The 24,221-nt window shown below is 64.6% G+C and carries 31 protein-coding genes and 1 other RNA gene; 13 read left to right on the forward strand and 19 right to left on the reverse strand.

Annotated features, from left to right (window positions below):
• Positions 1–100 precede the first annotated feature (100 nt).
• From CCR94_RS22515 to hemB, 4 genes are all read right to left on the reverse strand, one after another.
• On the reverse strand, positions 101–892 hold the full coding sequence (locus CCR94_RS22515; RefSeq protein ID WP_104510522.1) for an arginyltransferase: 792 nt from the start codon (positions 890–892) through the stop codon (positions 101–103).
• A gap of 13 nt (positions 893–905) precedes the next feature.
• Positions 906–1,358, reverse strand: coding sequence for an RDD family protein (locus CCR94_RS22520; protein ID WP_104510610.1), 453 nt, complete (start codon positions 1,356–1,358; stop codon positions 906–908).
• Between the two features lie 126 nt (positions 1,359–1,484).
• Complete coding sequence (locus CCR94_RS22525; RefSeq protein ID WP_104510523.1) at positions 1,485–2,060, reverse strand: GNAT family N-acetyltransferase; 576 nt, start codon at positions 2,058–2,060, stop codon at positions 1,485–1,487.
• 103 nt (positions 2,061–2,163) lie between these two features.
• On the reverse strand, positions 2,164–3,186 hold the full coding sequence (hemB, locus tag CCR94_RS22530) for a porphobilinogen synthase (RefSeq protein ID WP_104510524.1): 1,023 nt from the start codon (positions 3,184–3,186) through the stop codon (positions 2,164–2,166).
• A gap of 139 nt (positions 3,187–3,325) precedes the next feature.
• Between hemB and CCR94_RS22535 the strand changes: the two genes are divergently transcribed.
• Entirely contained in the window at positions 3,326–3,859 is a 534-nt protein-coding gene (locus CCR94_RS22535; RefSeq protein ID WP_184421554.1) for a DUF6163 family protein, read from the forward strand.
• Between the two features lie 45 nt (positions 3,860–3,904).
• On the opposite strand, the gene CCR94_RS26435 is transcribed toward CCR94_RS22535, so the two are convergent.
• Complete coding sequence (locus CCR94_RS26435; RefSeq protein WP_275112835.1) at positions 3,905–4,039, reverse strand: hypothetical protein; 135 nt, start codon at positions 4,037–4,039, stop codon at positions 3,905–3,907.
• Here CCR94_RS26435 and ldtR point away from each other — a divergent pair.
• From ldtR to CCR94_RS22550, 3 genes are all read left to right on the forward strand, one after another.
• Positions 4,038–4,550 (forward strand): transcriptional regulator LdtR, encoded by a 513-nt coding sequence (gene ldtR, locus CCR94_RS22540; protein ID WP_104510525.1) that lies wholly within the window; start codon positions 4,038–4,040, stop codon positions 4,548–4,550. The genes CCR94_RS26435 and ldtR overlap by 2 nt on opposite strands.
• A gap of 270 nt (positions 4,551–4,820) precedes the next feature.
• Positions 4,821–6,074, forward strand: coding sequence for a L,D-transpeptidase family protein (locus CCR94_RS22545; protein ID WP_104510611.1), 1,254 nt, complete (start codon positions 4,821–4,823; stop codon positions 6,072–6,074).
• Positions 6,075–6,279: 205 nt separating this feature from the next.
• Positions 6,280–6,726, forward strand: a complete 447-nt coding sequence (locus CCR94_RS22550; RefSeq protein ID WP_104510526.1) for a DMT family transporter — start codon at positions 6,280–6,282, stop codon at positions 6,724–6,726.
• Between the two features lie 105 nt (positions 6,727–6,831).
• Here the strand turns inward: CCR94_RS22550 and CCR94_RS22555 are convergent, their stop codons facing one another.
• The 4 genes from CCR94_RS22555 to CCR94_RS22570 all read right to left on the reverse strand — a co-directional run bounded on the left by CCR94_RS22555 (position 6,832) and on the right by CCR94_RS22570 (position 10,025).
• Entirely contained in the window at positions 6,832–7,857 is a 1,026-nt protein-coding gene (locus tag CCR94_RS22555) for an RluA family pseudouridine synthase (RefSeq protein WP_244594190.1), read from the reverse strand.
• Between the two features lie 182 nt (positions 7,858–8,039).
• Complete coding sequence (gene crcB / locus CCR94_RS22560) at positions 8,040–8,423, reverse strand: fluoride efflux transporter CrcB (protein ID WP_104510527.1); 384 nt, start codon at positions 8,421–8,423, stop codon at positions 8,040–8,042.
• A gap of 45 nt (positions 8,424–8,468) precedes the next feature.
• Positions 8,469–8,609 (reverse strand): type II toxin-antitoxin system YafQ family toxin, encoded by a 141-nt coding sequence (locus tag CCR94_RS22565; RefSeq protein ID WP_104510528.1) that lies wholly within the window; start codon positions 8,607–8,609, stop codon positions 8,469–8,471.
• A 105-nt stretch (positions 8,610–8,714) separates the two neighbouring features.
• The gene (locus CCR94_RS22570; protein ID WP_104510529.1) at positions 8,715–10,025 is read right to left on the reverse strand and encodes a replication-associated recombination protein A; all 1,311 of its coding nucleotides are present in this window, start codon (positions 10,023–10,025) and stop codon (positions 8,715–8,717) included.
• 160 nt (positions 10,026–10,185) lie between these two features.
• Here CCR94_RS22570 and CCR94_RS22575 point away from each other — a divergent pair, with 160 nt between their 5' ends.
• The 4 genes from CCR94_RS22575 (at position 10,186) to CCR94_RS22590 (ending at position 12,988) form a co-directional block, all read left to right on the forward strand.
• On the forward strand, positions 10,186–10,836 hold the full coding sequence (locus CCR94_RS22575; protein ID WP_104510530.1) for a ParA family protein: 651 nt from the start codon (positions 10,186–10,188) through the stop codon (positions 10,834–10,836).
• 159 nt (positions 10,837–10,995) lie between these two features.
• Positions 10,996–11,640: a ParA family protein gene (locus tag CCR94_RS22580; protein ID WP_104510531.1), complete on the forward strand. Its 645-nt coding sequence runs from the start codon at positions 10,996–10,998 to the stop codon at positions 11,638–11,640.
• 50 nt (positions 11,641–11,690) lie between these two features.
• Positions 11,691–12,398: an orotate phosphoribosyltransferase gene (locus CCR94_RS22585; protein WP_104510532.1), complete on the forward strand. Its 708-nt coding sequence runs from the start codon at positions 11,691–11,693 to the stop codon at positions 12,396–12,398.
• A 5-nt stretch (positions 12,399–12,403) separates the two neighbouring features.
• Positions 12,404–12,988 (forward strand): hypothetical protein, encoded by a 585-nt coding sequence (locus CCR94_RS22590; RefSeq protein ID WP_104510533.1) that lies wholly within the window; start codon positions 12,404–12,406, stop codon positions 12,986–12,988.
• Positions 12,989–13,048: 60 nt separating this feature from the next.
• Here CCR94_RS22590 and CCR94_RS22595 read toward each other — a convergent pair whose 3' ends face one another.
• From CCR94_RS22595 to ssrA, 4 genes are all read right to left on the reverse strand, one after another.
• A complete protein-coding gene (locus CCR94_RS22595) occupies positions 13,049–13,270 on the reverse strand; it encodes a ribbon-helix-helix domain-containing protein (RefSeq protein WP_104510534.1) in 222 nt (73 codons plus the stop codon).
• A gap of 99 nt (positions 13,271–13,369) precedes the next feature.
• Positions 13,370–13,567, reverse strand: coding sequence for a DUF4169 family protein (locus tag CCR94_RS22600; protein WP_104510535.1), 198 nt, complete (start codon positions 13,565–13,567; stop codon positions 13,370–13,372).
• A 13-nt stretch (positions 13,568–13,580) separates the two neighbouring features.
• Complete coding sequence (locus CCR94_RS22605) at positions 13,581–14,198, reverse strand: SspB family protein (protein WP_104510536.1); 618 nt, start codon at positions 14,196–14,198, stop codon at positions 13,581–13,583.
• A 42-nt stretch (positions 14,199–14,240) separates the two neighbouring features.
• Positions 14,241–14,617: a transfer-messenger RNA gene (gene ssrA / locus CCR94_RS22610) on the reverse strand.
• 127 nt (positions 14,618–14,744) lie between these two features.
• Here ssrA and CCR94_RS22615 point away from each other — a divergent pair.
• Positions 14,745–15,593, forward strand: a complete 849-nt coding sequence (locus tag CCR94_RS22615; protein ID WP_104510537.1) for a 3-hydroxyacyl-CoA dehydrogenase NAD-binding domain-containing protein — start codon at positions 14,745–14,747, stop codon at positions 15,591–15,593.
• Positions 15,594–15,626: 33 nt separating this feature from the next.
• On the forward strand, positions 15,627–16,523 hold the full coding sequence (gene thyA / locus CCR94_RS22620; protein WP_104510538.1) for a thymidylate synthase: 897 nt from the start codon (positions 15,627–15,629) through the stop codon (positions 16,521–16,523).
• Positions 16,524–16,569: 46 nt separating this feature from the next.
• Here thyA and CCR94_RS24800 read toward each other — a convergent pair whose 3' ends face one another.
• Positions 16,570–17,793, reverse strand: a complete 1,224-nt coding sequence (locus CCR94_RS24800; protein WP_146090157.1) for a cyclin-dependent kinase inhibitor 3 family protein — start codon at positions 17,791–17,793, stop codon at positions 16,570–16,572.
• Positions 17,794–18,015: 222 nt separating this feature from the next.
• Between CCR94_RS24800 and CCR94_RS22630 the strand changes: the two genes are divergently transcribed.
• On the forward strand, positions 18,016–18,540 hold the full coding sequence (locus CCR94_RS22630; RefSeq protein ID WP_104510539.1) for a dihydrofolate reductase: 525 nt from the start codon (positions 18,016–18,018) through the stop codon (positions 18,538–18,540).
• Between the two features lie 238 nt (positions 18,541–18,778).
• Here CCR94_RS22630 and CCR94_RS22635 read toward each other — a convergent pair whose 3' ends face one another.
• Positions 18,779–19,591: a class I SAM-dependent methyltransferase gene (locus CCR94_RS22635; RefSeq protein WP_104510540.1), complete on the reverse strand. Its 813-nt coding sequence runs from the start codon at positions 19,589–19,591 to the stop codon at positions 18,779–18,781.
• A 52-nt stretch (positions 19,592–19,643) separates the two neighbouring features.
• Entirely contained in the window at positions 19,644–20,768 is a 1,125-nt protein-coding gene (locus CCR94_RS22640; RefSeq protein ID WP_146090158.1) for a glycosyltransferase family 61 protein, read from the reverse strand.
• A gap of 55 nt (positions 20,769–20,823) precedes the next feature.
• Between CCR94_RS22640 and CCR94_RS24805 the strand changes: the two genes are divergently transcribed.
• Positions 20,824–21,102, forward strand: coding sequence for a hypothetical protein (locus tag CCR94_RS24805; RefSeq protein ID WP_146090159.1), 279 nt, complete (start codon positions 20,824–20,826; stop codon positions 21,100–21,102).
• Positions 21,099–21,725 carry a hypothetical protein gene (locus tag CCR94_RS22645; RefSeq protein ID WP_146090160.1) on the forward strand — a complete coding sequence of 209 codons (627 nt, stop codon included), beginning with the start codon at positions 21,099–21,101 and terminating at the stop codon, positions 21,723–21,725. Before CCR94_RS24805 ends, CCR94_RS22645 begins: the two co-directional genes overlap by 4 nt.
• Here CCR94_RS22645 and CCR94_RS22650 read toward each other — a convergent pair.
• The 3 genes from CCR94_RS22650 to CCR94_RS22660 all read right to left on the reverse strand — a co-directional run bounded on the left by CCR94_RS22650 (position 21,671) and on the right by CCR94_RS22660 (position 24,144).
• Positions 21,671–21,988 carry a hypothetical protein gene (locus CCR94_RS22650; protein ID WP_104510543.1) on the reverse strand — a complete coding sequence of 106 codons (318 nt, stop codon included), beginning with the start codon at positions 21,986–21,988 and terminating at the stop codon, positions 21,671–21,673. The genes CCR94_RS22645 and CCR94_RS22650 overlap by 55 nt on opposite strands.
• Before the next feature lie 168 nt (positions 21,989–22,156).
• On the reverse strand, positions 22,157–22,375 hold the full coding sequence (locus CCR94_RS22655; RefSeq protein ID WP_104510544.1) for a hypothetical protein: 219 nt from the start codon (positions 22,373–22,375) through the stop codon (positions 22,157–22,159).
• Positions 22,376–22,500: 125 nt separating this feature from the next.
• Positions 22,501–24,144 (reverse strand): hypothetical protein, encoded by a 1,644-nt coding sequence (locus tag CCR94_RS22660; protein WP_104510545.1) that lies wholly within the window; start codon positions 24,142–24,144, stop codon positions 22,501–22,503.
• Positions 24,145–24,221: the final 77 nt, after the last annotated feature.

The raw sequence follows: 24,221 nt of genomic DNA on the forward strand, positions 1-24,221 counted from the left end.
GGCTTTTGCTGTGGGCCGCGTTGACCGGACAGACTTGGCGGACAGACTTGGCAGACAGGCTTGGCCGACAGGCTTGGCGGATTCTGGCCAGGGATAAATCTCACCCCACCCGCGTCCACCCGCCCGGCCCCAGTCTTTCCTGCGGCAGGTATTGCGCCTTGTAGTCCATCTTCCTCGACCCCTCGACCCAATAGCCGAGATAGAGGTGCGGCAGGCCGAGCGCCCGGGCCTTTTCGATATGGTCGAGGATCATGTAGGCGCCGAGCGAACGGCGCGGCAGGGCGGGGTCGTAGAAGGAATAGACCATGGACAGGCCGTCCTCCAGCACGTCGGTCAGGCAGCACGCCGCGAGCTGGCCCAGCCCCGCGCCGAGCGGCGATCCAGACTTCGCGTCGGGCGGCGTTTCAAGGTCCGCGTCGAGCCCGTTCGTTGTCGGCGGCAGGCGATAGAGCGCGATGCGGCTTTCGACATGGCTGTCCTCGACCATCATGCCATAGTCGAGCATGGCCATGTCGGCCATGCCGCCGTCGGAATGACGGGAATCGAGATAGGTGCGAAACAGCCGGAACTGCTCGACATCGGCCCGCGCCGGGCCGATGTCGCCGGAGAGGTCGGCGTTGCGCGCCATCAGCTTCCTCTGGGTGCGGTTGGGCGAGAATTCCGCGCAGAGGATGCGCACGGACACGCAGGCCTTGCAGTTTTCGCAGGCGGGACGATAGGCGATGGTCTGGGAGCGGCGGAAGCCGGAATGGGTCAGGGCGTCGTTGAGCGCCCCGGCGCGGCGCCCGACGAGATGGGTGAACACCTTGCGCTCCTCCTTGCCCGGAAGATAGGGGCAGGGCGCCGGCGAGGTGAGGTAGAATTGCGGGGGATCGCGCGGTTCGCTCGTCAAGTCCGCCCTCCGTTCAGACTCGACGCAGCACGATCACGCCCGCCAGCATGTCGTGCAGGCAGCGCTTGTCGGCGGAAAGCAGCGAAAACAGGAAGATCGGCGGAAAAGTCCAGCACAGGTAGAACAGCACGGCGTGAACGGCGGCGTAGAGGAACGGAACGCGCTCGCCATTGACCAGCCGCATTTCCAGATCCATCGCCCTCATGCCCGGCGTCGCCAGCCGCCAGCTCGAAATGGTCAGGCCATTGTAGAAAAAGGCGACGAAGGGAAACAGCGGCGGCAGGATGAACCACAGCAGGCCGAACGACAGCACGCCCAGCAGCAGCCACAGTCCTACCGACAGCACGGTCACGAAGATCAGGTCGAGGCCCAAGGCCGCGATGCGGCGGCGGCGCACGCCTTCGAGCGCGCTGGCCGGCAGCGGGGCAAGCGGGTAAACGGCGGTCGGAGCGTTCGCGTTCGTCATGGCGGCATTCCAGATCACCCCAAAATCCAACTCTGGATACGCCTAATCTGGCCCCCCGCCTTCCGTCGCGCAAGAGGCGGAGGGGGGCTGTTCACATTGCTGTCTCAAACCGCGAGACTTTTCCGGCTAATCCACCTCGGCTGACGCGCGCCAGGCCAGCAGTTCGGCGTTCATCCTGTTGCCCCGGCCGGCGCCGGGCGCAAAGCCCAGCCGTTGCAGCAGGCGCCAGGAGGCGCCGTTCACGCGCGGGCATTCGACCACGATCCGCGCCTGCGGAAACGCCCTTTGCGCCAGTTCGAGCATGGTTTGCGCGGCCTCGGCGCCATAGCGGTGGCCATGATAGGGCGCGCCGAGCCAGAAGCCGAGTTCGAGATCGCCAACGTCGCCCTTTTCGGGTTCGCGGGCGACGATGCCGGCGCAGCCGATCATCTCGCCGCCCTCGTGAAGGCGCAGCGCGGCGAAACAGCCGCCGTCGTGGTGGGGCAGGGCGATCAACTCGCGGGCGTCGTCCATGGTGAAAGGTTGCGGCAGCGTCGAGGCGCCGTGGGCGACCAGGGGGTCATTGGTAAGAATGATCAGCCCATAGGCGTCGGACGCCTGCAAAGGCTCCAGCAGCAGCCGCGCGCTGCGGCTGTACCCGTTGGGAAACAATTTTGACCGGAAATCCGAACGACCGGCGCCGGCGTCTTTGGGCGCGCTCATGACCCCTCCTCCTCCTCCAAATTCCGGCGGGAGTTCAAAATCCCGCCTGGAGGCGAAAAGGCCGGGCGCGCCCGCTATTTGCGTCTCGCCCCTTGGGTTTATGTCACCCCTTCTTGAGCATTTCCGCCACCCGCGGCGCGAAATAGGTGAGTATGCCGCTGGCGCCCGCCCTCTTGAAAGCCAGCAGGCTTTCCATCATGGCCTTGTCGCCGTCGAGCCACCCATTTTGCGCAGCAGCGGTTATCATCGCATATTCGCCGGAAACTTGATAGGCGAACGTAGGGGCGCCAAAAGTTTCTTTCACACGGCGGATGATGTCGAGATAGGGCATGCCGGGCTTGACCATCACCATGTCGGCGCCCTCCTCAAGGTCCATCTCCACCTCGCGCAGGGCCTCGTCGGAATTGGCGGGGTCCATCTGGTAGGTGCGCTTGTCGCCGATGAGCGCCGCCTTGGTGCCGATGGCGTCGCGGAACGGGCCATAGAAGGCCGAGGCGTATTTGGCCGCATAGGCCATGATCTGCACGTCGAGGAAGCCTTCGCGGTCGAGCGCCATGCGAATGGCGCCGACGCGGCCATCCATCATGTCGGAGGGCGCGATGACGTCGGCGCCGGCGCGGGCCTGGTTGAGCGCCTGCTCGACCAGCACGGCGACGGTCTCGTCATTGAGGATCTTCTCGCCCTCCATCAGGCCGTCGTGGCCGTGGCTGGTGTAGGGATCGAGCGCGGCGTCGGTGATGACGCCGAGTTGGGGAACCGCCTGCTTCATCGCGCGCACGGCGCGGCAGACGAGGTTGTTCTCGTTGAGCGCCTCGGAGCCGTTGGGATCCTTGAGGTCGGGATCGGTGAAGGGAAACAGCGTGATGGCGGGGATGCCGAGTTCGACGGCCTTGCGCGCGGCGACCACGGTCTGGTCCACCGACAGACGCTCGACGCCGGGCATGCTGGCGACGGGCGTGCGCAGGTTCTCGCCCTCGATGACGAAGATCGGCCAGATCAGGTCGTCGGCGGTCAGGATGTTCTCCCGCACGAGACGCCGCACCCAGTCGGACTTGCGATTGCGGCGGGGCCGGCGCACGAGATTGAGGGACAGATCGAAACCGGAGGGAGGGGGCGACTGGTTCATTGCGGATTCCTTTTTCGGGTTCCTTTTCCGGCTCACGAATTAGCACATTCCGGCGGCGCTTCAGAAAATTTTTGCGGCGCCGGCGCAAATGGACTAACGATGCCAAGGTCATGACGAAAACGCGCGCGGGGAAAGCAGTATGAAGACTTACGCGCCCAATACTTCGAACGAACTTGAATATGCCGCCGCCATCCAGGTGGGCGCCAAGCCTGGCGCGGACGTCGATCAGGCGCGATGGACCTTTCTGCTCACCCTGTTCTTCCGGGTGGTGGCGCTCTTGTGGATCGTCGAGGGTCTCGACCAGTGGCGGCGCGTGCTGTCGTCCACCGACCCCTTTCTCGATGTGAGCGGGGCGATGGCGGCGGCGGTGATCTTTTTCGCCGTGTTCGACCTCGTCGCCGCTGTCGGGCTGTGGATGGTCGCGCCCTGGGGCGGGGTGGTCTGGCTGCTCACCCTGATGGCGCAGATTTATGTGTCCGCGATCAAGCCCGGTTTCTTTCCGGGCGGGGGCGGGCTGGTCAAGGGCGTCGACGCCGCGCTGCTGGCGCTCTACCTGTTCCTGTCTTGGCGCGCCAACCGGGTCGAGGGCGAAACCGGCGCGCCGGACCGGTTGATCGATCGGGCGCTGGCCTGGCTGTTCGGGAAGGTCAAAAGACGGCCCCCAGTCGCTTAAGAAATACTCAAGGTAAACAGAATCCGGATTCAGCAAAGATTCACTTCAATTGCCGCAATCGGCGTTCATTTTCGATTCAGTTTGTTGTTTAAACTCGTTTTCATCGGCCATGGCTATGTTGCATTCATCAACTGGCGCTTTAGCGACAAGGCGCGCGACGAACCAAGGGACCGCACTCATGAACAACGCTTTCAAGACGGAAATCTCCGCCGTTCGCGCCGAGCGCGGCGCCGAAGTTCGTCCGATCTATCTGGAGTCGTTGACCCTGATCGAGCGCCTGCACCGCCGCCTGCTCGACGTCATCAAGGACGAATTCGACCGTCGCGGCCGCTCCGACATCAACGCCGTCCAGGCGCTGCTGCTCTACAACATCGGCGATTCCGAACTGACCGCCGGCGAGCTGCGCACCCGCGGCTATTACCTCGGCTCGAACGTCTCCTACAACGTCAAGAAGCTGGTCGAGATGGGCTACCTCCACCACGCCCGCTCCCGCGTCGACCGCCGCTCCGTGCGCATCAGCCTGACCAAGGAAGGCAAGGACATCCGCGACATCGTCGCCAGTCTCTACGAGAAGCATGTGGTGACGGTGGAGCAGATCGGCGGCGTCTCGGTCGACGAGTTCCGCACCATCAACAACGCCCTGATCCGTCTGGAGCGCTTCTGGACCGACCAGATCAAGTATCGCCTCTGAACCCGGGGCAAGTTCGAAAATATCGTCGCGAGAAACTTCCGAACTCGGCCGGGCCTTTCAAGCCCGGCTTTTTTTGTCCGGCGGGGCCGTGTCGCCTTAAAAACGCCGCGCTATTTGCGCTCTGTTAACGGCAATCGAAGAGTGTTTCACCAGATTCAGCAGCGGCGGCCCGCGCGGCCCCGCCAGGGAGTTAGGATATTGTTCGCGATCCCACAAAATTTCCTTTTCGCGCGCGCCCCCGGCAAAAGCGTCGCCGGCGCGGGATTGGCCATGGCCCTGGTTCTGGCCGGGCCGATGTCGGGGCTGGCCTGGGCTTCCGACGGCCAGGCCGAATGGGCGCAGCATTATGACTCGGACACGCGGCTCACGGTGACGCGCTCCACCACGCCGTTGCTGTCGCCGCGCACGCTCGCCGCGAGCGAGCAGGCGATCGAGGATTACCGCCGCATCGTCGGCAATGGCGGCTGGGGCCGGGTTCCCGGCGGCGCCGGGCTCAAACTCGGGGCCAGCGGCCCGGCGGTGGCGGCGTTGCGCAAGCGCCTGATCGTCACCGGCGATCTCGACGCGTCGGCCTCCAATTCGGGCGTTTACGACTCTTATGTCGAGGCCGGCGTGCGCCGGTTCCAGGCCCGCCACGGCCTGATCGAGACCGGCGTGGTCAACCAGGCGACGCTCGACGCCATGAACGTGCCGGCCGATTACCGCCTGCGCCAGCTCGAAACCAATATCGTGCGCCTGCGCAGCTTTTCCGCCAATCTCGGCGACCGCTTCGTCACCGCCAACATTCCCGCCGCCCTGATCGAGACGGTCGAGAACGATACGGTGGCCACCCGCCACATCGCCGGCGTCGGCAAGATCGACCGCCAGTCCCCGGTGATGCAGACCCGCGCGCTCGACGTGGACTTCAACCCCTACTGGACCGTGCCGGCCTCGATCATCCGCAAGGATCTGATCCCGAAGATGCAGCAGGATCCCAATTACCTGCGCGACAGCAAGATCCACGTGTTCGACAAGAACAATCAGGAAGTGCCGCCGGAATCGATCAACTGGCACTCGCTCGACGCCACCAACTACCGCTTCCGCGAGGAGCCGAGCACGGAAAACTCGCTGGGCGTGGTGCGCATCAACATCAACAATCCCTATGGCGTGTATATGCACGACACCCCGGCCAAGGGCGTGTTCGGCGATGATTTCCGCTTCGTCTCCTCGGGCTGCATGCGCATGCAGAACGTGCGCGACTATGTCGCCTGGCTGCTGAAGGCCCAGCCGGGCTGGGATCGCGATCGCATCGACGCCACCATCGCCTCGGGCGAGCGCGTGGACGTGAAGATCGAGCCGCCGGTCAACGTTTACTGGGTCTATATCACGGCCTGGGGCACGCCGGAGGGCACGGTCCAGTTCCGCGAGGACATTTACCAGCGCGACGGTTTTTCGCCCAACGACGCGCGCGCGGCCTCGTTCCAGCCCTCGCCGGCGGTCAAGGCGCAGGCCGACCGCTTCGACGCCGCGCCGGACGATCGGTGACTTCGGCCATCTGACGGCGCCACTCCCTCTCCCGGTAAACGGGGACGGGTTGTGTCGCCGGGATCCAACATGCGGACTTTATGCCCGGCCTTGCGCCGGGCATAACGTTGGGTGAGATCGCGTCATCATCCTCTGCAACACCGTCCATCTCGGCCGCGCCGTCGATGAAGTCCGGTCGCGCGGCGAAAAATCCGACGAACCCGCCATGTTGAACAGCCTGCTCTTTTCCCTTCTTGCGGCGCTGGCGGGCGTGAGCGCGGCGCTTCAACAGGTGATCAACGCGCAATTGCGCGCCGGGCTGAACTCGGCCGTCTGGGCGAATTTTGCCAACTTTCTCGTCGGTATCGTCGCGATCGCCCTGACGGCGGCTGTTCTGCGCGCGCCCATCCCGCAAGCGGGCTTCGCCGCGCGCGTGCCGTGGTGGGGATGGACCGGCGGCCTGTTGGGCGCGATCTATGTCGGTCTGGCGATCGTTCTGGTCCCGCGCATCGGCGCCGCCACATTCATCACGCTGCTGATCGCCGGCCAGATGATCGCCGCAGTGCTGTTCGATCATTTCGGCGTGCTCGGGCTTACGCAGCGCCCGCTGGACGTGTCGCGGGCGCTCGGAATCGCCCTTGTCCTTGGCGGCGTGATCCTGATCCGCCGCTAGAGTATTTTCACGTTTCGTGGAAACATGAAAATACTCTAGATTCTTGTTTTAACGCATTTTCTTTACGCGAACCGGTGTCCGCATCGCTTGAAAATGCTCTAAAGGTCATTCCTCCGGCGCATCCAGAATCGGATCGTACTGCCCGGCGTCGAACCCGAACATTTCCCACGAGCGCTTCATGTGCGGCGGCAGCGGCGCGGTGACGTCGAGCACGCCGCCGCGCGGATGCGGCAGCACCAGCCGCCGCGCCAGCAGATGCAGCTTTTGATCGACCCCGTCGGGAACGTTGCGGTTGGGATCGGCGCGGCGGCGGCGGTCCTCGTCGCTGTGGCCATATTTGGGATCGCCGACGATCGGGCAGCCGATGCTTTCCGCATGGGCGCGCAATTGATGGGTGCGCCCGGTGAGCGGTTTCATCGACAGCCAGGCGCAGCGCGGCGCCAGCTTGTCCACGATGGCGTAATAGGTCAGCGAATGTTGCGCGTCCTCGTCGCCATGCTTGGCCACGCGCATCTTCTCGATGTCGCGCCGCTCCTCCATGCCGTGCCGGCCCTTTGGCGCACGATTATCCCCCATCGCTTCGCCTTTGGCGAGATAAAGCGAAATGCGCCCCTGCGCCGGGCGCGGCACGCCTTCGACCAGCGCCCAGTAAATCTTCTTGGCCGCGCGCGAGCGGAAAATCTCGCCGAGATCGGCGGCCATTTTGCGCGTCTTGGCGATCAGGATCACGCCGGAGGTGTCGCGGTCGAGTCGATGCACCAGCACCGGGCGGTCGCCGCGCTCGTTGGCGAGCGAGGCCAGCATGCCGTCGAGATGAATCTTGGTGCCGGACCCGCCCTGCACCGCCAGCCCGAATGGTTTGTTCAGCACCATCAGGTCGCGGTCGTCGAGCAGGATCATGTCCTTGATGGCGCGCTGGTCGGCCTGCGATTGCGCCGGCCTGATCACCGCCGGCGACTTGGGCGCATCGACGGAAAGCGGCGGCACGCGAAGAGTTTGGCCGGTGGCGATGCGCGAGGAGGTCTCGACACGCTTGCCGTCGAGCCGCACCTCGCCCTTGCGGCAGATCTTCGCCAGATGCGACAGGGCCAAGGTCGGAAAGCGCCGCTTGAACCAGCGGTCGAGGCGCATGCCGTCCTCATCCTCGGTGACGGCGAGGTTTTGCACCCCCGTCGCCAGCTTGACCGGTTCGGGAGCCGGCTTTTTCTCTGGCTCCGGTTTTGTGGCGGGTTTGGGTTTTTTCGCCAGCAGCGGCTTGTCCATGGGCTTGGGCTTGCGCGCGGAAGGGCCGGAGAATTTGGGACGAGACGTCTTCATAACAAGGCCCTCATGACCGCAAGGCCGGAAAACACGCCGACCAGCGCCAGCGCCACCGAGCCGCCGACATACAGCGCCATGCCGAGCAAGTCGCCGCGCTCGTAGAGCAGGGCGGAATCGAGCGAAAAGGCTGAGAAGGTGGTGTAGCCGCCCAAAATGCCGGTCAGCAGGAACAGCCGCAGATGCTGCGAGCCTTGCATGCCCGAGCGAAAGGTCAGGAAGCCGGCAATGAGACCCATCACCAGCGAGCCGCTGATGTTAATGAGGAACGTGCCCCATGGAAACGCCGTCCCCAGCGTGCGCGCCGCGACGAGGTTGACGAAATGGCGAAGGCAACCGCCAAAACCGGCGCCGAAGAAAACGATGAGATAGGCCTGCATCCGCTCTCCTTAGCGCGGATGGGCGGTGGCGTCACCCTTGGACGTTCATTCGTCAAACAGGTCGGCGGGAGTCCCTGCGCGAACAAAGACGACGAGCGGCGGCTTGGCGCTTTCGTCAATCGCGTAAATCAACAGGAAGTCGCCGCGGACATGGCGTTCCCGATAATTCCGCCATTGGCCCTTCAGCGGGTGACGTTTCCGGCTCTTTCAAGGTCGGCGGAAGGATTTTCAGGTTTGGCGACGCGACCGCGCCTCGTTTTCACGATCTGGATGCCCTGGGCTGCGATCGGCTCAGTTCTCCCCCCGCTCCCGCCGCAGCTTCTCCCAATAATCCAGCCTCTTGCCGATCTCGCGTTCAAAACCGCGCTCCACCGGCTCGTAAAGCTTTTGCCGCCCCAAAACCTCCGGCCAGTAGTTCTGGCCCGAAAAGGCGTCGGGTTCGTCGTGGTCATAGGCGTAGCCGGTTCCGTAGCCCTCCGATTTCATCAGCTTGGTCGGCGCGTTCAAAATCACCTTGGGCGGCGTCAGCGAACCGTGCGCCTTCGCCAGCCGCATCGCGCCCTTGTAGGCGAGATAGGCCGCGTTGCTCTTGGGTGCGGTGGCGCAATAGATCACGGCCTGCGCGATCGCCAGTTCGCCCTCGGGGCTGCCGAGAAAATCGTAGGCGTCCTTGGCGGCGTTGGCGATCACCAGGGCTTGCGGATCGGCCAGCCCGATGTCCTCGACGGCCATGCGCACCACGCGGCGGGCCAGAAACAGCGGGTCTTCGCCAGCGTCGAACATGCGGGCGAGATAATACAGCGCCGCGTCGGGATCGGAGCCGCGCACGCATTTGTGCAGGGCGGAAATCAGATTGTAATGACCTTCCTGGCCCTTGTCGTAGATCGGCGCGCGGCGCTGCGCCACTTCGGAAAGTTTTTCGGGGTCGAAAACCTCGTTTTCGCGCGCCGCGCGCCAGATTTCCTCGGCCAGCGTGAGCGCGGCGCGGCCGTCGCCGTCGGCCATGCGAATCAACGCGCCGCGCGCCTGAGCATCGAGCGGCAGGGGTTTTTCCTCGATCTGCTCGGCGCGGGCGAGCAGTTTTTCAATCGCCGAATCATCGAGGCTGCGAAACGTCATCACGCGGGCGCGCGACAGCAGCGCGGCGTTGAGTTCGAACGACGGGTTTTCCGTGGTGGCGCCGATCAGGGTGACGGTCCCTTCCTCCATCACCGGCAGGAAGGAATCCTGCTGCGCCCGGTTGAAGCGGTGGATTTCGTCGATGAACAGCAGCGTGCCCTGGCCGATCTTGCGGCGCGCCCGCGCCTCGTCAAAGATCTTCTTGAGATCGGCGACGCCGGAAAAGATCGCGGACGCCTGCATGAAATGCAACTTGGTCTCATGCGCCAGTAATCGCGCCACGGTGGTCTTGCCTGTACCCGGCGGCCCCCAGAAAATCAGGCTGCCCAGCGAGCCAGAGTCGATCATCCGGGTGAGCGCGCCGTTCTGGCCCAGCAGATGGTCCTGCCCGGCGACCTCGCTCAAACGCCGGGGACGCAGCCGTTCCGCGAGCGGGCGGGGGGCGTCCTGTTCCAATCCAGCTACGGCGAATAAGTCACTCATGGGCGTGAAATCTCTAAGTTTACCTGCGTAGCGTTACTTACGTCATGTCGTTTAGTTTTTGTGCATAACTTACTAAAACTGATGTCAATGTCTTTTTGTCTGCTAATTTCCGTTTTGGGCATTTGTCCACGTTATAGAATATTCATGATGGAGGAATTCAATGCGGAAGATCGCCATTGTAACGCAAAAGGGCGGCGCGGGTAAAAGCACGCTCGCCGTTTGTCTGGCCGTCGCGGCGCGCGAGGCCGGGGAAAACGTCTGTCTGGTCGATCTCGATCCGATGGGATCGCTCTCCAATTGGGGCGATCGGCGCAAGTCTCAAGACATTCTCGTGATGGCGGCGGCGCAGGGCGAATTGAACACGGTCATGGGCGAATTGGAAACGCTCGGCGTCACCCTCGTCGTCATGGACACCCCGGCCGGCGACACAATGGTCGCGGAAGAGGCCATGGATGTGGCGGATTTGTGCCTCCTTCCCGCGCGCCCCAACATTTTCGACGTCGCCGCCAGCGGCGGCACGCTGCAAAAGCTCAAAGCCCGCGAACGCGACTACGCCTTCGTGCTCAACCAGTGTCCGCCGCAGCGCCAGTCGCCGCGCATCCAGCAGGGCATTGACGCCTTGGCGGCGATGGGCGTGCTGATGACGCCGCTGGTCGCCGCCCGCGCCGATTACCAGGAAGCGGCGCGCAGGGCGCTCGGCGTCACCGAATTCGCATCTTCGGGCGCGGCGGCGGCGGAAATGCGCGAATTGTGGCGCTCGACGCGCGCGCGGCTCGACGGTGTCGAGTTGGAGCAGATCGATGCCGCGTGAAAGTTAAGTTCACGTTACGTCATGTATAAAATGGCGTAGAAGCCGCCTCTCTTGCGTTTTTTTGTAATTGTTGGCTCTCCGCAACTGGTCTTGAATCGGAGTTTCTGATTCAAATGCAGTTGCGGCGAGTCGGCGTCGTGAAAAAACAAGGGGGTAACGATGCGGCGCGTCGCGTTTGTCACGCAAAAGGGCGGTTCTGGAAAGAGCACTTTGGCGGTCTGCCTCGCCGTCGCGGCCAGGGAGGCCGGCGAGCGGGTGTTTCTCATCGATCTCGACCCGTTGCAGTCGCTGAGCGGCTGGGCGCGGACGCGGGAGACCAACGATATTCCCGTGGTGGCGACGCCCGCCTCGAAACTGGAAAAGGTGCTGGACGAACTGGCCGCGCGGGGCGTCACCCTGGTGGTCATCGATTCGCCCGGCGGCGACGGCGCCGCGTTCGACGCGGCGATCAAGGCGGCGCAGTTCTGCCTCATCCCGGCGCGGCCCAACGCCTTCGACCTCGCCGCCGGCGAGAGGACGCTGAAGAAGCTCAAGCAGCTTCAGCGCGACTATGCTTTCGTGCTCAATCAATGCCCGACCTCGCGCCAGAACGCCCGGGTCGAGGAGGGCGTGGCGACGCTGGAGGCGCTGGGCGTGCTGATGACGCCGCTGATCGCCTCGCGCGTCGATTACCAGGAGGCGGCGCGGCGCGGCCTGGGCGTGACCGAGGTCAATCCCAATGGCGCGGCGGCGGAGGAGATCCGCGCGCTGTGGGCGTCCGTGCGCAAGCGGCTGGGGAGAAAGGCCCGGAAACTGGCCGCCTGATTGACGGACCGGCAAACTGCGTTTTAATGGTCGGAAAAAGGGAACCCCTCATGTCCGACCTGTCGCCCGCCGCGCTCGAAAAACAGATGATCGCCGAAGAAGCCGCCAAAATGCTGCTGGAAGTCGGCGCCGTGCTGTTCAACGCGGAAAAGCCGTTCATTTTCACCTCGGGCTGGGCGAGCCCGGTTTATACCGACATGCGCAAGCTGATCGCCTTTCCCCGCCTGCGCAGCCGGTTGCTGGATTTCGCAGTGACCACGATCCAGCGCGAGATCGGCTATGAGAGCCTCGACATCATCGCCGGCGGCGAGACGGCGGGCATACCCTTCGCCGCCTGGATTTCCGACCGCCTCAGCCTGCCGATGCAATATGTGCGCAAGAAGCCGAAAGGTTTTGGCCGCAATGCGCGCATCGAGGGCGAACTGAAGGACGGCGCCCGCACCCTTCTCGTCGAGGATCTCGCCACCGACGGCGCGTCAAAGGTGAATTTCTGCAATGCGATTCGCGAGGCCGGCCAGAGCTGCGCCCACACTTTCGTGTTCTTCTTCTACGATATTTTCCCGCAGGCGCGGGCGGAACTGGCCAAGGAAGGCATCAGTCTGCACCAGCTCACCACCTGGTGGGACGTGCTGAAGGTCGCGCGCGACACGCACTATCTGCCCGACGCGACGCTCGACGAGGTCGAGAAATTCCTGCACGCGCCGGCGCAATGGTCGGCCGCGCATGGCGGGGTCTCCGAATTCGGCCAGAAGGCGTAAGCGCGATGCGGCGTCTGCTTTTTCCCCTCGGCGTCGCATTATCCTTGGCCACGCCGGCGCGCGCCGCCGGCTGCGCCGGCGTCACCTTCGCCGACATGGCTTTCGTTCGCTTCGGCAAAGCCGCCTCCGCCGTCGCCTTCGTCGGCGGCAAGTCCAGATCCACAGTCGCGCGCGGCGAGCTTTTGGCGCTCGGCGCGCTCGCCGATGCGCAAGTCTGCGCCGAAACGCTCAAGGGCGGCCGCGCCGGGTGGTTGCCGAACGATTCGCTCGACAAGATCGCGCGCGTCAACGACACCGGCTCGTTCGTCGGCGGCTGGCGGCGCGGCGCGGCGTCGCTCGGCATAAACTGGCGGGACGACGGTCGCCTGACGATCGAGGCTCGCGGCGCCGGTTCCTTTTCTGGCGACATGGACATGCGCGACGGCATCGGCCTGTTCTTTGGCGAGGGCGTCGATCCCGAAGACCCGGCGACGCCCGGCTGCCGTGTCCGCATGGCGCGCGGCGGCGACGTGCTGCTGGTGCGCGACAACGGCCAGTGCGGCGGCGATTTCAACGGGATTTACGCCAAGGCCTCTGTGTCGCGCGGCTAGAGCGTTTTCAAGCGAACTGGATGCCGGTTCGCGTGAAGAAAATGCGTAAGAACAAAGACTCTAGGCGCACGCGCGATAGTGGCGCAGGATCGCCACGCGCAGAGCCGACGAGAGATTGGCGGCGCCGCGGCCTGAATCGACTTCCGCGACCAGAGCGGGCAGGGACAGGCCGCGCGCGCCCGCGATCTCGCGCAGGGCGTCCCAGAAATCATCTTCAAGCGAAATCGAGGTGCGGTGCCCGGCGATGACCAGCGAGCGCTTGCGCAGTTTGTCGTCGCTCATGCTTTCGCCTCGACCGCAATGAAGCGCGCCGCCATCCGCCCTCTCCCCGCTGACGCGGGGCGAGGGAGCTGGTCGAGGCTGAAATGACTCATCAGGCGCTTAATCGTCTTGTTCGGGCGGACTCGGCTCCAGCCTGTGCGCCTCAAGCTTGCGCGCGTCCTGCGCGCGTCGGGCGGCGGTGAGGGTCTTCTCCTCCTTGGTCCGCCCGTGTTGCAAGCGATTCGCCTCGGCCTGCGCGTCCCGCTCGGCGCGGTCGCGGCGCTTGCGCGCCTGACGCAGGTTGACGATCTCGCTCATGGCCTTTTGCGGCTCATGGCTTCTTGCGGAAGGCGTCGATCGAGACCACTTTCGCGCCCTCGGAGCCGCCGGTTTCGCCAGATCCCTCCGGCTTGTCGGACTTCGCTGTCGATTTTTCCGCGGCTGGGGCGAGTTTTGGCTCCGAACCGGCGCCGCGCGGCTTTTTCTCGGCTTCGCGGACGTTGGGGCGGGGCGGATTGGCGACCGGACCGAGATCGATCATCGGTTCGTCGTCCCCCGCCTCGATCTCGCCGTCCTCGCCGTCTTCGCCTTCCTCCTGCGCCTCGAACTTCAGGCCGAATTGCACGGAGGGGTCGTAGAAGCCGGCGATGGCGTCGTAGGGCACCGACAGGCGCTCCGGCACGTTCTTGAAGTGCAGGCCGACCTCGAAGCCGAGGTCATCGACCTTCAGATCCCAGAACTGATACTGGAGGATGATGGTCATCTCCTCGGGATATTGTTCGCGCAGGCGCTGCGACAGTTTTACGCCGGGGTCATGGGTGCGGAAGGTGATGTAGAAATGATGCTCGCCGGGCAGGCCGTCGCGCGCCGCGTCGGCCAGCACTTTTCGCACCACGCCGCGCAGCGCGTCCTGAACCTGGAGATCGTAGCGTATCAAATCTTTGGACATTGATGTTTCGTTCGACCTTGGACCTGTCGCGCCCGAGAAATAAGTGGAGGCTTCTGTTGCCAGGCGCCTCCGGACCCCGCCTGAAACGGCTAAGCTTCAGGACTTCAATTTCGGTACTATTACCGCATTACGCGGCAACGGCCACCGGAGCATAGTTGTCGTTGGCAACTATAGGTTTGACCCGATAACGGCGGTATCATGCCGAGCAAAAGAACACCCTTTACACCCTCGTCTATCCTATTTCGCCCCCGCCACAATCCAACCCCTGGAAGGGAGACCCACCCGCAGGGATGGATTGTGGTGGAGGCGCCGGGTACCGCCCCCGGGTCCGATAGGCTTATTCCGATGACCATTTATCGCCATAGCCGTCCGAGGACGGCCAGATGAATATAGTGAAGGCGGTTGCGCCGCGAAAGGGGAAAAACGCGGCGCCTCGCCTGTTGCGCAGTCGGCGGGGCTTGAGCCCGTGCATTCGTCTTGAATTCAGCCGGCGTCATGCCTAGGGTCCGCACCCGAAACAGGGCGGAAACCGGGGGTGGACGAGCGATGAAAATCGAAAAGATCGGCGTGATCGGCGCCGGCGTGATGGGGGCGGGAATCGCCCAGGCCTTCGCAACCTCCGGTTATCGCGTGCTGCTGCGCGACATTTCGCAGGGCGCGCTCGATCGCGGACTGGCGACCATCGGAACCAGCCTGTCGCGCCTAGTCGCCAAGGAGAAAATGACGCAAGTCGACGCCGACGCCGCGGCCGGCCGCATCACCGCGACGCTGACGCTCGAAGATTTTCACGACCGCGATCTGATCGTCGAGGCGGTGGTGGAGAAATTCGAGGTCAAAAAGGCGATCATCGGAGATCTCGACCGCATTTGCCCGGCCCGGACCATTTTCGCCAGCAACACCTCGTCGCTGTCGCTGACCAGGATCGCCGCCGCCTCGAACCATCCGGGCCGGGTGATCGGCATGCATTTCTTCAATCCGGTGGCGATGATGCAACTGGTCGAGGTGATCCGCGCCATCCAGACCACCGACGCGGTCAACGCCGCCGTGGTCGCAACCGTGGCCAAACTCGGCAAGGAGGCCAAGGTCGCCCGCGATTCCTACGGTTTCGTCGTCAATCGCGTGCTGATCCCGATGATCAACGAGGCGATCAATTGCGTTTACGAAAACGTGGCGACGCCGGAAGACGTCGATGCGATGATGAAGCTCGGCGCCGCCCATCCGATGGGACCGCTGGCGCTCGGCGACCTGATCGGCCTCGACATCGTGCTCGACGTGATGGAAGTCTTGCACGCCGGCTTCGCCGATCCGAAATATCGCCCGAGCCCGCTGCTGAAACAGATGTGCGACGCCGGCTATCTCGGCCGCAAGACCGGGCGTGGCTTTTTCAGCTATTGAGCGTTATTGACCCGGCTTCGCCCGGAGTCGCCCATGCTGAACCGCCATCCCGAATACCAGTATCTCGACCTGCTCAACCAGGTGCTGGAGCATGGCGACCGCCGCATCGACCGCACCGGCGTCGGCGCGCTGTCGATTTTCGGCGCGATGACGCGGTTCGATCTCGGCGCCGGCGCGCCGCTGCTGACGACCAAGCGGGTGTTCTGGAAGACCGCCGTCAAGGAAATGCTGTGGTTCCTGACCGGCGACACCAACATCCAGGCGCTGTTGAAGCAAAATGTCCGGATATGGTCGGACTGGCCGCTCGCCCGCTACCGCAAGGAGACCGGCGAGGACGTCAGCCAGGAGGTTTTCGAGCGGCGCGTGGTCGAGGATGACGCTTTTGCGCAAAAATGGGGCGATCTCGGCCCTGTCTACGGCAAGCAATGGCGGCGCTGGCAGGGGCCGGATGGCCGCGAACACGACCAGATCGCCGGCGTCATCGACGCCCTGCGGACCAATCCGTCGAGCCGCCGCATCCTGTTCCACGCCTGGAATGTCGCGGACATCGACCGGATGGCGCTGCCGCCCTGCCACATGGTCTATCAGTTTCACGTCAGCAAGGGGCGGTTGTCCTGCATGCTGCTGCAAAGGTCGGTGGACCTGCTGTTGGGCTGTCCGTTCAACTGGATCGCCACCGTGGCGCTGCAAACCATGATCGCGCAGCAATGTGACCTTGAACCCGGCGATTTCGTCTGGGTCGGCGGCGACGTTCATCTCTATCTCAACCATCTGGAGCAGGCGCGGCTGCAACTGACCCGCGCGCCGCGACCGTTTCCGAAACTGATCCTCAAGCGTCGCGCGGAAAACATCGACGATTACCGAATCGAGGATTTCGAGGTCGAGGGCTACGACCCGCATCCGCATATCGCCGCCGAAGTCGCGGTCTGATAAGGTTTCCGAACGGATCGTTCAGAAACAGCATGACTGGCCGGCTTCAAGCCAGTCGCTTGGCCATGTCGGCCTTGCGCGCGATCAGCTTTTCGGCCAGCGCCGCGCTCCCGCCCGTCTCGGCGACGACCCTGCGGATCGCGGTGTCGGGAATGCGCGTCACCACGGCGATGGATTCGGCGATCTCGGCCGGGCTCATCTCCGCGAAGAGTTTGATCGCGTGAGGATTGTCCTCGTCCGAGCGCAGCGTGTCGAGTTCGCCCACGCTGGAGCCGAACGCCTTGCCCTTCGGGTCGCCCTGGGCGCGAAACGCCAGCGCCCCGCCGACGTCGAGCGTCATCACCACCCCGTCCGCGACGCCCTGGTTGTCGCCGAGGAAGCCGGCGGCGTCCCAATTGGCGGTCCAGGCATGCACGCCGAACCAGCGCCGCGCCTGTTGGATCTCGTCGGCGTTCAATTCGGCGATGGTCTTCTTTTCGAGCGCGACGAATTCGGTCGCGACCTCGGCGGGATCGCGGCAGCGAAAATAGCTCAGCGTCGGCGCGCCGGCCAGTTGGTAGAGTTTCGCCGCCAGGAATTCGTTGCGCGCATGCGCCGCCGATTCGAGGGTTTTGACATAGAAGCGCCGGCCGTCCGCGTCCTCATGGACGCCGCCGGGATTGCTGCCCAGCGTGCCCCCGACCTTTCGCAGGCGCGCCGTGTCAATGTCCTCGACATCGTCGAGCGGCTTGGTCTGGCGCACCAGCGCAAGCTGCGACGGCGTCTCGATCGCACCTTTGCGGGCGCGGCGGACCTCCTTGATCGCCGCGTCCGGCTCAACGCCCAATTCCACCAGCAACCGCGCGGCGATCATGCCGGCGCGCCCGAGGCCGCCCTTGCAATGCACGACAATGTCGTCGCCCCGGCGCAGCAGCGCGCGTATGTCGCGGCCATGCGCCCGCCATTGCCGCTCGAATGCGGCATTGGGGACGGAATAATCGGCGATGGGGAGGTGGCGCCAGTCCAGTCCCCGCGCCAGCACGTCCATGCCGAGGTCGGGGACTTTCAGCGCGACCAGTTCGGCCGGTTCGACCAGCGTCAGCACCAGACGCGCGCCGGAGGCGGCGATGACATCGAGATCCGTCGCGAGGTCGCGCGCCCAGGCCCCGGAATAGGCGGCGCGATCGTGCTTGCCGGGACAGAAGGTGATCCCGATCCGCCCATGCGCGGGGCTGGCGCGCACCTGGGCGATCTCAAGCGGGTGGGTCTGGCTCGTCCTCGGTTTCGTCACGGCGGTCTCTCGGTTTTTCGCGGCGAACCTAACGCAACCCCGCGCCATCCGCCACGCGTCGTCGGGTCGCCCCCCTCATTTCGCTGCGAAAGCACCTCTTGCTGAAGGAAGCTGTGCAATCAGCGCCTTTTCTGACCCCCGCCGGTTGGCCGCGCGGGGTCTCCTGATCTAGCTTGGCGGGAAATGGGGAGAACTCATGTCGAACACAGCAAAGGCGGCGGGATGACCGGCCTGCCGATCACCATCGTCGCGGCGGTCGCCCGCAACGGCGCGCTGGGGTTGCGGAACGCGATTCCCTGGCGGGCGCCCTCCGACCTCAAGCGCTTCAAGGACATCACCTGGGGGCGGCCGCTGATCATGGGGCGCAAGACTTTTCAGGCGATCGGCAAGCCCCTGCCGGGGCGCGAAACCGTGGTCGTCACGCGCGACCCCGGTTTTTTCGGCGCGGAGCCGCCGGATCACGCGCATGTCGCGGGCGATTTCGCCGCCGCCGTGGCGCGCGCCAATGACCTCGCCGCCGGGATGCACTGCGCCGAAATCATCGTGGCCGGCGGCGCCGAAATCTACCGCCAGGCTCTGCCGCTCGGCCGCTTCCTGCGCCTCACCCGCGTCGATTGCGAACCGCCGGCCGACGCCTTCTTTCCCGATGTCGAGTGGGCGCAATGGCGCGAATTGCGCCGCGAGACGGCGCCGCGCGGCGAACGGGACGAATTCGACCTCGAATATGTCGATTTCGAGCGGCGCTGACATCGCCGCGCCCTTCGCCTCCCAAGCGTTCATGCTCAGGTGAATCCGTCACCGTCCCGGCTCAATCGGGGCCGCAGGCCGACGCCCCGATCGCGCATCACCAGACCGTCGCCGGCGACTTCTGCGATCTTTTCGCGCTACGGCGATTTCTCGACCTATGGCGGCGTCATGCAGGATCGCGCGCCCGGCTGACCCCGCCGCCGCGTTTGCCCGCCGCCGCGTTTACTTGCCGCCGCGTTTACTTGCCGAAAATGGCGACGAGATTGCCGCGCACGGCGACCAATTCGCTGAACAATTCGTGATCGTTGTCCCAGCAGTTCGAAAAGGCCATCATGTCCGGGACCGCTCCGGTCTTTCGGACCTCCTCGACCAGTTCATTCATCGTGTATTCGCGGTAATGCCAGTGGCCCCAGCTATTGCCCTCGATCTTTGAAAAGAAGTTCTGCTCCGTCCGGCCTTCCTCGCACATCTTCATGAGGCTGCCGAGGCGCAGGACGTTGGGCGTGGTCAGGTAGACCCTGCCGCTCCCGGCCAGATGCGGCAGGAGTTCGGCGATGAGCTCGGACGGCGTCGCCAGAATGTGCTCGACCACCTCGGTCATGATGATGAGGTCGTATTTGCGCTCCTCGCCGGCGAGGACATCGAAACCGTCGGTGTTGAGATCGAGGTTGAAGTGCCGGTCGGAGCCCACGGCCATCGCCGATTCGGCGCTCTGGCCGCCGAGCGCCACCGGCCGGTCCACGGTATGGACGATCGCGCCGGGCGCGACATCCTTGTAAAGCCGCAGCAGCGTGCTCATGCCGACTTCGAGAATCTTCGGCTGGGGCCTGTGGCTGGCGAAATAGCGCACATAGCGCAGGATTTCATCCCAGCGTCTCTTGTGAAAGTCGAGGTAATCCTCGCCGTAGATCACATTGCGAAGGCTATCGAGATAGGCGTCGATGACCGGCTGCCCCTGGAGGCAGTCGTAGTAGCGCGCGGTATCGGGGCCGTGCCGTTCGCTGACGGCTTCGATGTTGGGAAGCAGATTGAAATGCTTGAGATTGGCCATCTCACCGGACCTCGTCGAAGTCGAAAACAGGGGAAAGCGCGCAAAGCCTGGTTCAGGCGCTCTCGAAAGCCGCGAACGCCTGCTTCAGGAGGCCGGGATCGACGGTGAAGGAGGCGTTCATGCCCTCGCCCGGATCGCTGGGCGCCCCATGCAGGCAAAAATATTCGCCGTCCTTGTGCGACGCCAGATCCCAGAAGAAGTCGTCCTGCATGGCTTCGGGCGCGAAGCCCAGGAAGCGCGCGCCGCGCGGCGAGAACGCGATATTCGCGCATTCCGCGCCGAGCACGCCGACGACATGGGTGGCGTTGCCGAACACGGCGACCTGCTGATCGAAGCTGAGTTCGTCGGGCGCGACCTCCACATAGCCGCGCGCGAGGAAAAAGGCTCTGACCTCGTCCTGATTGAGCAATTGCCGCCGGCTCTTCGGCGCGCGGCGGATCAGGATTTTCTTCGGTCCCGTTGCGCCGAAGCTCGCCGTGACGCGCCGCGCGAGCTGTTCCAGGGTGTCGACGATCCCCGGCGACTTGATCCAGGGCTGGATGGTCAGGGGCGCCGGATAGATCAACTGTCGCGCCCCGATGATTTCGGTTCCGACAAAGCGAAGCTGTTCCGGCTTGACGCCGAACCATTTCAGCGAATCCCGGTACACCGTCATCATCTGCGCGGAGGTGTTGGTCAAAAGCAGGGTGAGCCCGTCGAGAGCGGTCACCGCCAGCAGCGGCGCCATGCGCGGCAGCCCTTCGATGAGCCAGTGGCCGTAGTTCGGATCCCAGTGCTGGCTGATCAGGGCGCAGCGCTCGAAGGTCAGATCCCGGCGCTCGAAATAACTCGGCTCGAGCAGAAAATCGTCGCCTTCGCGGCGCGTCAGGCCGACAAACGCGTCTTCATGCTGACGGTTGATCAGGCTTTCGCGCACCAGACTCCAATCGGAGCCAAACACCAGCCCGCCGGAGATCACCGCATTGTCGAAAACATAGACGCCGCCTTCGGGCGTGTTGGTTTCCGGCATGGTCTCGTACCAGCGGCGCTGGTTCAGGATTTCGTCCTTCACGGGGCCAAAGATGTGAGGGCGCCGCCTTTGGTAAGGACTGATCTCCACTCGCGCGTCGAGGCGTCGCCCCAATTCCCCAGCCGGGCGCGCCTTGATCGGCAGACGGTGATCGACGACTTCGGTCAAGAACAATTTCTCTTCAACAAAACGGCAAGACCATGAATATGCAGCGCTTGGCGACGTGAACACTAGTTATTACCGAAATTTTCTAGGCGGTGTCGCGCGAATTGTCAATGTCACGCCGCGCGTTGCTCGCAAATTTGCAGGCAATTTCAGCATTGTGGCGCGGCTGGACAGAAGCCCGCGCGCCGACGATCCAAGTTCGAAACCGTTCTGCTTCAGGCCGCGCCGCGAGGCAAGCAAATACAAGACATTGGATTCAAGAGGCGCCGTAGGGGAAAAAAAATGGCGCGCGGCGGCAGGGGTTTCTCAACCAATGCCGGGCAATGTGGCGCCATGACCGCAGCTTTCGGACGCCGCAACCGCCCCGCCACGCCGCGCCGCGCCAATCCCGCGCCAAAGCCCGATCTGGTTTTGACGCCGGAGCAGCGCGCCTACCTTTTTGGCGGGATCGAACGGGAAATAGCGTCGGATCGGGTTTCAGCCGGCGCGTCCCCGAAAAACACGCCCGAGCCTCGCCCGATCCGCCGCGCCGGTCTGATCGCCTGCGCCGCCATGACGGCGGTCATGGCGGCCCTGAGTTCGATCGGCGCGCACAATGCGGCGCTTGCGGGCCTGCCGACCGCCATCGCGCCGATGAGCCAGGATTTCCTCGCCCTGATCGGCTCTGCCGCCGGCCCCTTCGCCCTGGCCTGGTCGATTGTCGTCAATTTCACCAATTTCAGCGCCAATCTCTGGGTGACGCGGCATCTGGCCGCCGCTCTGGAGCTGGCGTCGCCGCTCGCCTTCGCGGGCCTCGGCGCGCTGTTCGGTCTCGGCCTGGCCTGGCTCTCCGCCGTCCTCGGGCTGGGCGAGAGCGACATCGGCCTTGCCATGGAAGCGGTCGCCGGCGCCGGCGTCGCCGCGCTTTACCGGTTGCTGTCAGGCCCCGCCAAACCGTTGGCAGGCCCCGCCAAACCGTAGTCCGGCGCGAGCGTTCGCGTCAGCGTGAGCGCCGAATCCAGCGCCGATCGCAGCAGCAGCAGGATGCCCGCAAGCGAGTCCTGGGGAAGCGAGTCCTGGGGAAGCGAGTCCTGGGGAAGCGAATCCTGGGGAAGCGAATCCTGGGGAGTCGTTTCGCCGCGCGCCCGCGCGGTGGCGCGCATATGGTCGAATTCGGCGATCGCGAACATGGTTTCCACCAGCGCGCGCTCAAGATGTTCGGAGATCTGACGCTCACAAGTCATCGCTGCGTTTCCTCACCCATGAAAAGACGTGATCGTCTTCTTGATTTTTTGCGTTCGTTCTTTTTTTTGAAACGCGCACATAACGTTTCGTCCGCTATCTTACGCTATGGAGTCGGCTGTTACCGGCGCGTCGCGAAACTCGCCGGTATTTTACCGACCGCGAAAACCTCAGTCGTTCTGGTGGCCGTTCTGGCGGCGCGCCGCCGCTCCGTCGATTTCGTGTAGGGATCGCAGCGCCGTTTCCAAGCCCCAGCGCGACAGGCGCAGCGACACGAACAGGGTTTCGGCGGTCTCCGCCTCGGGCCATCGGCCGCCGGCCTTGGCCTGCTCGAATTCGGCCATCGCGTAATAGATTTCGATCAACGCCCGTTCGAGATGCTTTTCCATTTTTCCCTCCAATCGGCCGGGTCGGTTCCGGTCGGCGAGGGCACACTGCCGCAGCGGCATGAGGCGCGGCAGGTTACAGGGGTTACGCGTGGGTTAGGCGCAAATAACGCAGATGTTTCCGTTCGTTACCTTTGGTCAGGTTGAGAACCCGCCGCGCCCGCGAGCAGGCGCGCCTTGATCGGATCGGCCGCGCCGAGGCGGTCGAGGGCGGCGCCGATGTCGCCGGCGACGCCTGGAAAATTGCGGCGCAGGTCGGCGGCGCGGTCGCGGGCGCAAGCGGCGTCCGCGCACAGGCTGAGTTGAAGGATCAGGGCGAGCGCCCGCTCGGAGGCGCCGGGGCGGGCCAGCAGGCGCGCCGCCTCCTGCGGCTCGCCCCGCAATTCATGACCGAGCGCGGTGGCGCCGAGCGCCGCCGAACTGTCGTCGGTGCGGTCGATCAGCGGGCTCAGCAGCGCCATGCCGGCCTCGACCTCGCTGCGCAGGACATAGGCCGAGCCGATTCCCCGCGCGAAAAGCGTGGAATTGCCGTTGAGCGCCAGCGCGGTGCGGGCGGCGGCAAAAGCCTCGTCGTAACGCCGGGCGGCGAAAGCGGTGACGAAGCGCGCGAAATAGGAGCGGGCGCGCAAAGGCGCGAGGTCGAACGCCTCCTTCGCCAGTTTTTCCGCGCGGGCGAGATCGGCCTGTGGGTCGCCCTCCGGCGGCGCGAAATAGTAATAATGCACCAGCACGATGGCCAGCATGGCGCGGGCGTCGTCGTCGCGGGCGTTGGCGTTGACGGCGATCTCCAGGCATTCCCGCGCCACCCGCAGCCGGTCGAGGCTTTGCGTTTTCAGGAAGGTGAAGGCGTTGAGGGTGCAGTTGAAGCCGCGCGGCATGCCGTCGAAATCGTTGAGCAGGCGCAGGGCGTCGAGGTCGATCACGCCATAGGCGTCGCCCAGCGTCTGCGCCATTTGGCGCGCCTGACGGGCCAGCGCGTCGTCGGCGGGTTTTGCGAACTGCCCGGCCCAGACGATGGTGCGGTCGCTCAGCCGCAGCAGTTCGGCGACATAATCCTTGTCTGTCGGCCGCAGGGAAAGCGTGTAGGCGTTTGTCGCGGGCGCCGGAGCCTCGCTTTCCGGCTTCCTGACGATGACATTGTCGAAGGCGCTGAATTCGACCTCCAGCGCCTGGGCGAGATCGCCAGAAAATTTATCGCTCGACGCGCGCTCGATGCGCAGGCTGGGAATGGGCGGAGCGTTGCCGCTCCTCGCCCCCGGCGGCGAGGCCGGCTCGGTCATCAGGCCGGTGAAGGCCACGACGAAAGTGGCGAGGCCGAGGCCCACGGCGCCGGCGAACCGGCGCCAGTAGGGGCGGGGCGCGGACTCGGCCGGCGGCGCCGCCTCCGTCGCGGCGGCTTGCGCCGGCGGGTCCGCGACCGGCACCGGCGGGAAAAAGCGCTCAAAAACCGGCTTGTACGTCCCGGTCTTGAGGATGATGCGCACCGGGTTTTGCGCGCCCGGACCTTCGTACCATTCCTTCAGAAGTTGCCGCAGCCGCAGCGCCTGCACGCGCACGGCGGAATTGTTCTGGGAGTCGAAATCGTCCTTGCGCTCCAGCGCCCGCGTGGCGATGGTGAAGGCTTTTAGACGGTCGCCGCGTCCCTCCAGCGTCTCCTCGACGACGAATTTGAGGAATTGCGAGGCGCTGCGATTCCTCTCGAAATCCGGCCAAGCCAGCAGAAGCGCCAGTTCGGCCTCGATTTCGGCGCGGTGCGGAGGCTGTGCGCTCATGGGGAATCCGAATGTTTCGACCTCAGATTAGCCAAGGCGTGGCGGTGCGGCAACCCGAGGCATTGCGGAAACAGCGG

It is taken from the genome of Rhodoblastus sphagnicola, assembly GCF_002937075.1.
In the GTDB taxonomy this organism is placed as follows: domain Bacteria; phylum Pseudomonadota; class Alphaproteobacteria; order Rhizobiales; family Beijerinckiaceae; genus Rhodoblastus; species Rhodoblastus sphagnicola.

Excerpts from the sequence above, each read along its gene's own strand:
- CCR94_RS26435 (WP_275112835.1), bottom strand. The coding sequence starts at position 4,039 with ATGAGTGCGGTCCCTTGGTTCGTCGCGCGCCTTGTCGCTAAAGCGCCA.
- crcB (WP_104510527.1), bottom strand. The coding sequence starts at position 8,423 with ATGCAGGCCTATCTCATCGTTTTCTTCGGCGCCGGTTTTGGCGGTTGC.
- CCR94_RS22520 (WP_104510610.1), bottom strand. The coding sequence starts at position 1,358 with ATGACGAACGCGAACGCTCCGACCGCCGTTTACCCGCTTGCCCCGCTG.
- hemB (WP_104510524.1), bottom strand. The coding sequence starts at position 3,186 with ATGAACCAGTCGCCCCCTCCCTCCGGTTTCGATCTGTCCCTCAATCTC.
- CCR94_RS22585 (WP_104510532.1), top strand. The coding sequence starts at position 11,691 with ATGTCCGACCTGTCGCCCGCCGCGCTCGAAAAACAGATGATCGCCGAA.
- ldtR (WP_104510525.1), top strand. The coding sequence starts at position 4,038 with ATGAACAACGCTTTCAAGACGGAAATCTCCGCCGTTCGCGCCGAGCGC.
- thyA (WP_104510538.1), top strand. The coding sequence starts at position 15,627 with ATGCTGAACCGCCATCCCGAATACCAGTATCTCGACCTGCTCAACCAG.
- CCR94_RS22545 (WP_104510611.1), top strand. The coding sequence starts at position 4,821 with ATGGCCCTGGTTCTGGCCGGGCCGATGTCGGGGCTGGCCTGGGCTTCC.
- CCR94_RS22570 (WP_104510529.1), bottom strand. The coding sequence starts at position 10,025 with ATGAGTGACTTATTCGCCGTAGCTGGATTGGAACAGGACGCCCCCCGC.
- CCR94_RS22590 (WP_104510533.1), top strand. The coding sequence starts at position 12,404 with ATGCGGCGTCTGCTTTTTCCCCTCGGCGTCGCATTATCCTTGGCCACG.
- CCR94_RS22580 (WP_104510531.1), top strand. The coding sequence starts at position 10,996 with ATGCGGCGCGTCGCGTTTGTCACGCAAAAGGGCGGTTCTGGAAAGAGC.
- CCR94_RS22595 (WP_104510534.1), bottom strand. The coding sequence starts at position 13,270 with ATGAGCGACGACAAACTGCGCAAGCGCTCGCTGGTCATCGCCGGGCAC.
- CCR94_RS22630 (WP_104510539.1), top strand. The coding sequence starts at position 18,016 with ATGACCGGCCTGCCGATCACCATCGTCGCGGCGGTCGCCCGCAACGGC.
- CCR94_RS22535 (WP_184421554.1), top strand. The coding sequence starts at position 3,326 with ATGAAGACTTACGCGCCCAATACTTCGAACGAACTTGAATATGCCGCC.
- CCR94_RS22575 (WP_104510530.1), top strand. The coding sequence starts at position 10,186 with ATGCGGAAGATCGCCATTGTAACGCAAAAGGGCGGCGCGGGTAAAAGC.
- CCR94_RS22655 (WP_104510544.1), bottom strand. The coding sequence starts at position 22,375 with ATGGAAAAGCATCTCGAACGGGCGTTGATCGAAATCTATTACGCGATG.
- CCR94_RS22615 (WP_104510537.1), top strand. The coding sequence starts at position 14,745 with ATGAAAATCGAAAAGATCGGCGTGATCGGCGCCGGCGTGATGGGGGCG.
- CCR94_RS22635 (WP_104510540.1), bottom strand. The coding sequence starts at position 19,591 with ATGGCCAATCTCAAGCATTTCAATCTGCTTCCCAACATCGAAGCCGTC.
- CCR94_RS22550 (WP_104510526.1), top strand. The coding sequence starts at position 6,280 with ATGTTGAACAGCCTGCTCTTTTCCCTTCTTGCGGCGCTGGCGGGCGTG.
- CCR94_RS22525 (WP_104510523.1), bottom strand. The coding sequence starts at position 2,060 with ATGAGCGCGCCCAAAGACGCCGGCGCCGGTCGTTCGGATTTCCGGTCA.
- CCR94_RS22645 (WP_146090160.1), top strand. The coding sequence starts at position 21,099 with ATGACCGCAGCTTTCGGACGCCGCAACCGCCCCGCCACGCCGCGCCGC.
- CCR94_RS22600 (WP_104510535.1), bottom strand. The coding sequence starts at position 13,567 with ATGAGCGAGATCGTCAACCTGCGTCAGGCGCGCAAGCGCCGCGACCGC.
- CCR94_RS22650 (WP_104510543.1), bottom strand. The coding sequence starts at position 21,988 with ATGACTTGTGAGCGTCAGATCTCCGAACATCTTGAGCGCGCGCTGGTG.
- CCR94_RS22555 (WP_244594190.1), bottom strand. The coding sequence starts at position 7,857 with ATGCGCCTCGACCGCTGGTTCAAGCGGCGCTTTCCGACCTTGGCCCTG.
- CCR94_RS22660 (WP_104510545.1), bottom strand. The coding sequence starts at position 24,144 with ATGAGCGCACAGCCTCCGCACCGCGCCGAAATCGAGGCCGAACTGGCG.
- CCR94_RS22605 (WP_104510536.1), bottom strand. The coding sequence starts at position 14,198 with ATGTCCAAAGATTTGATACGCTACGATCTCCAGGTTCAGGACGCGCTG.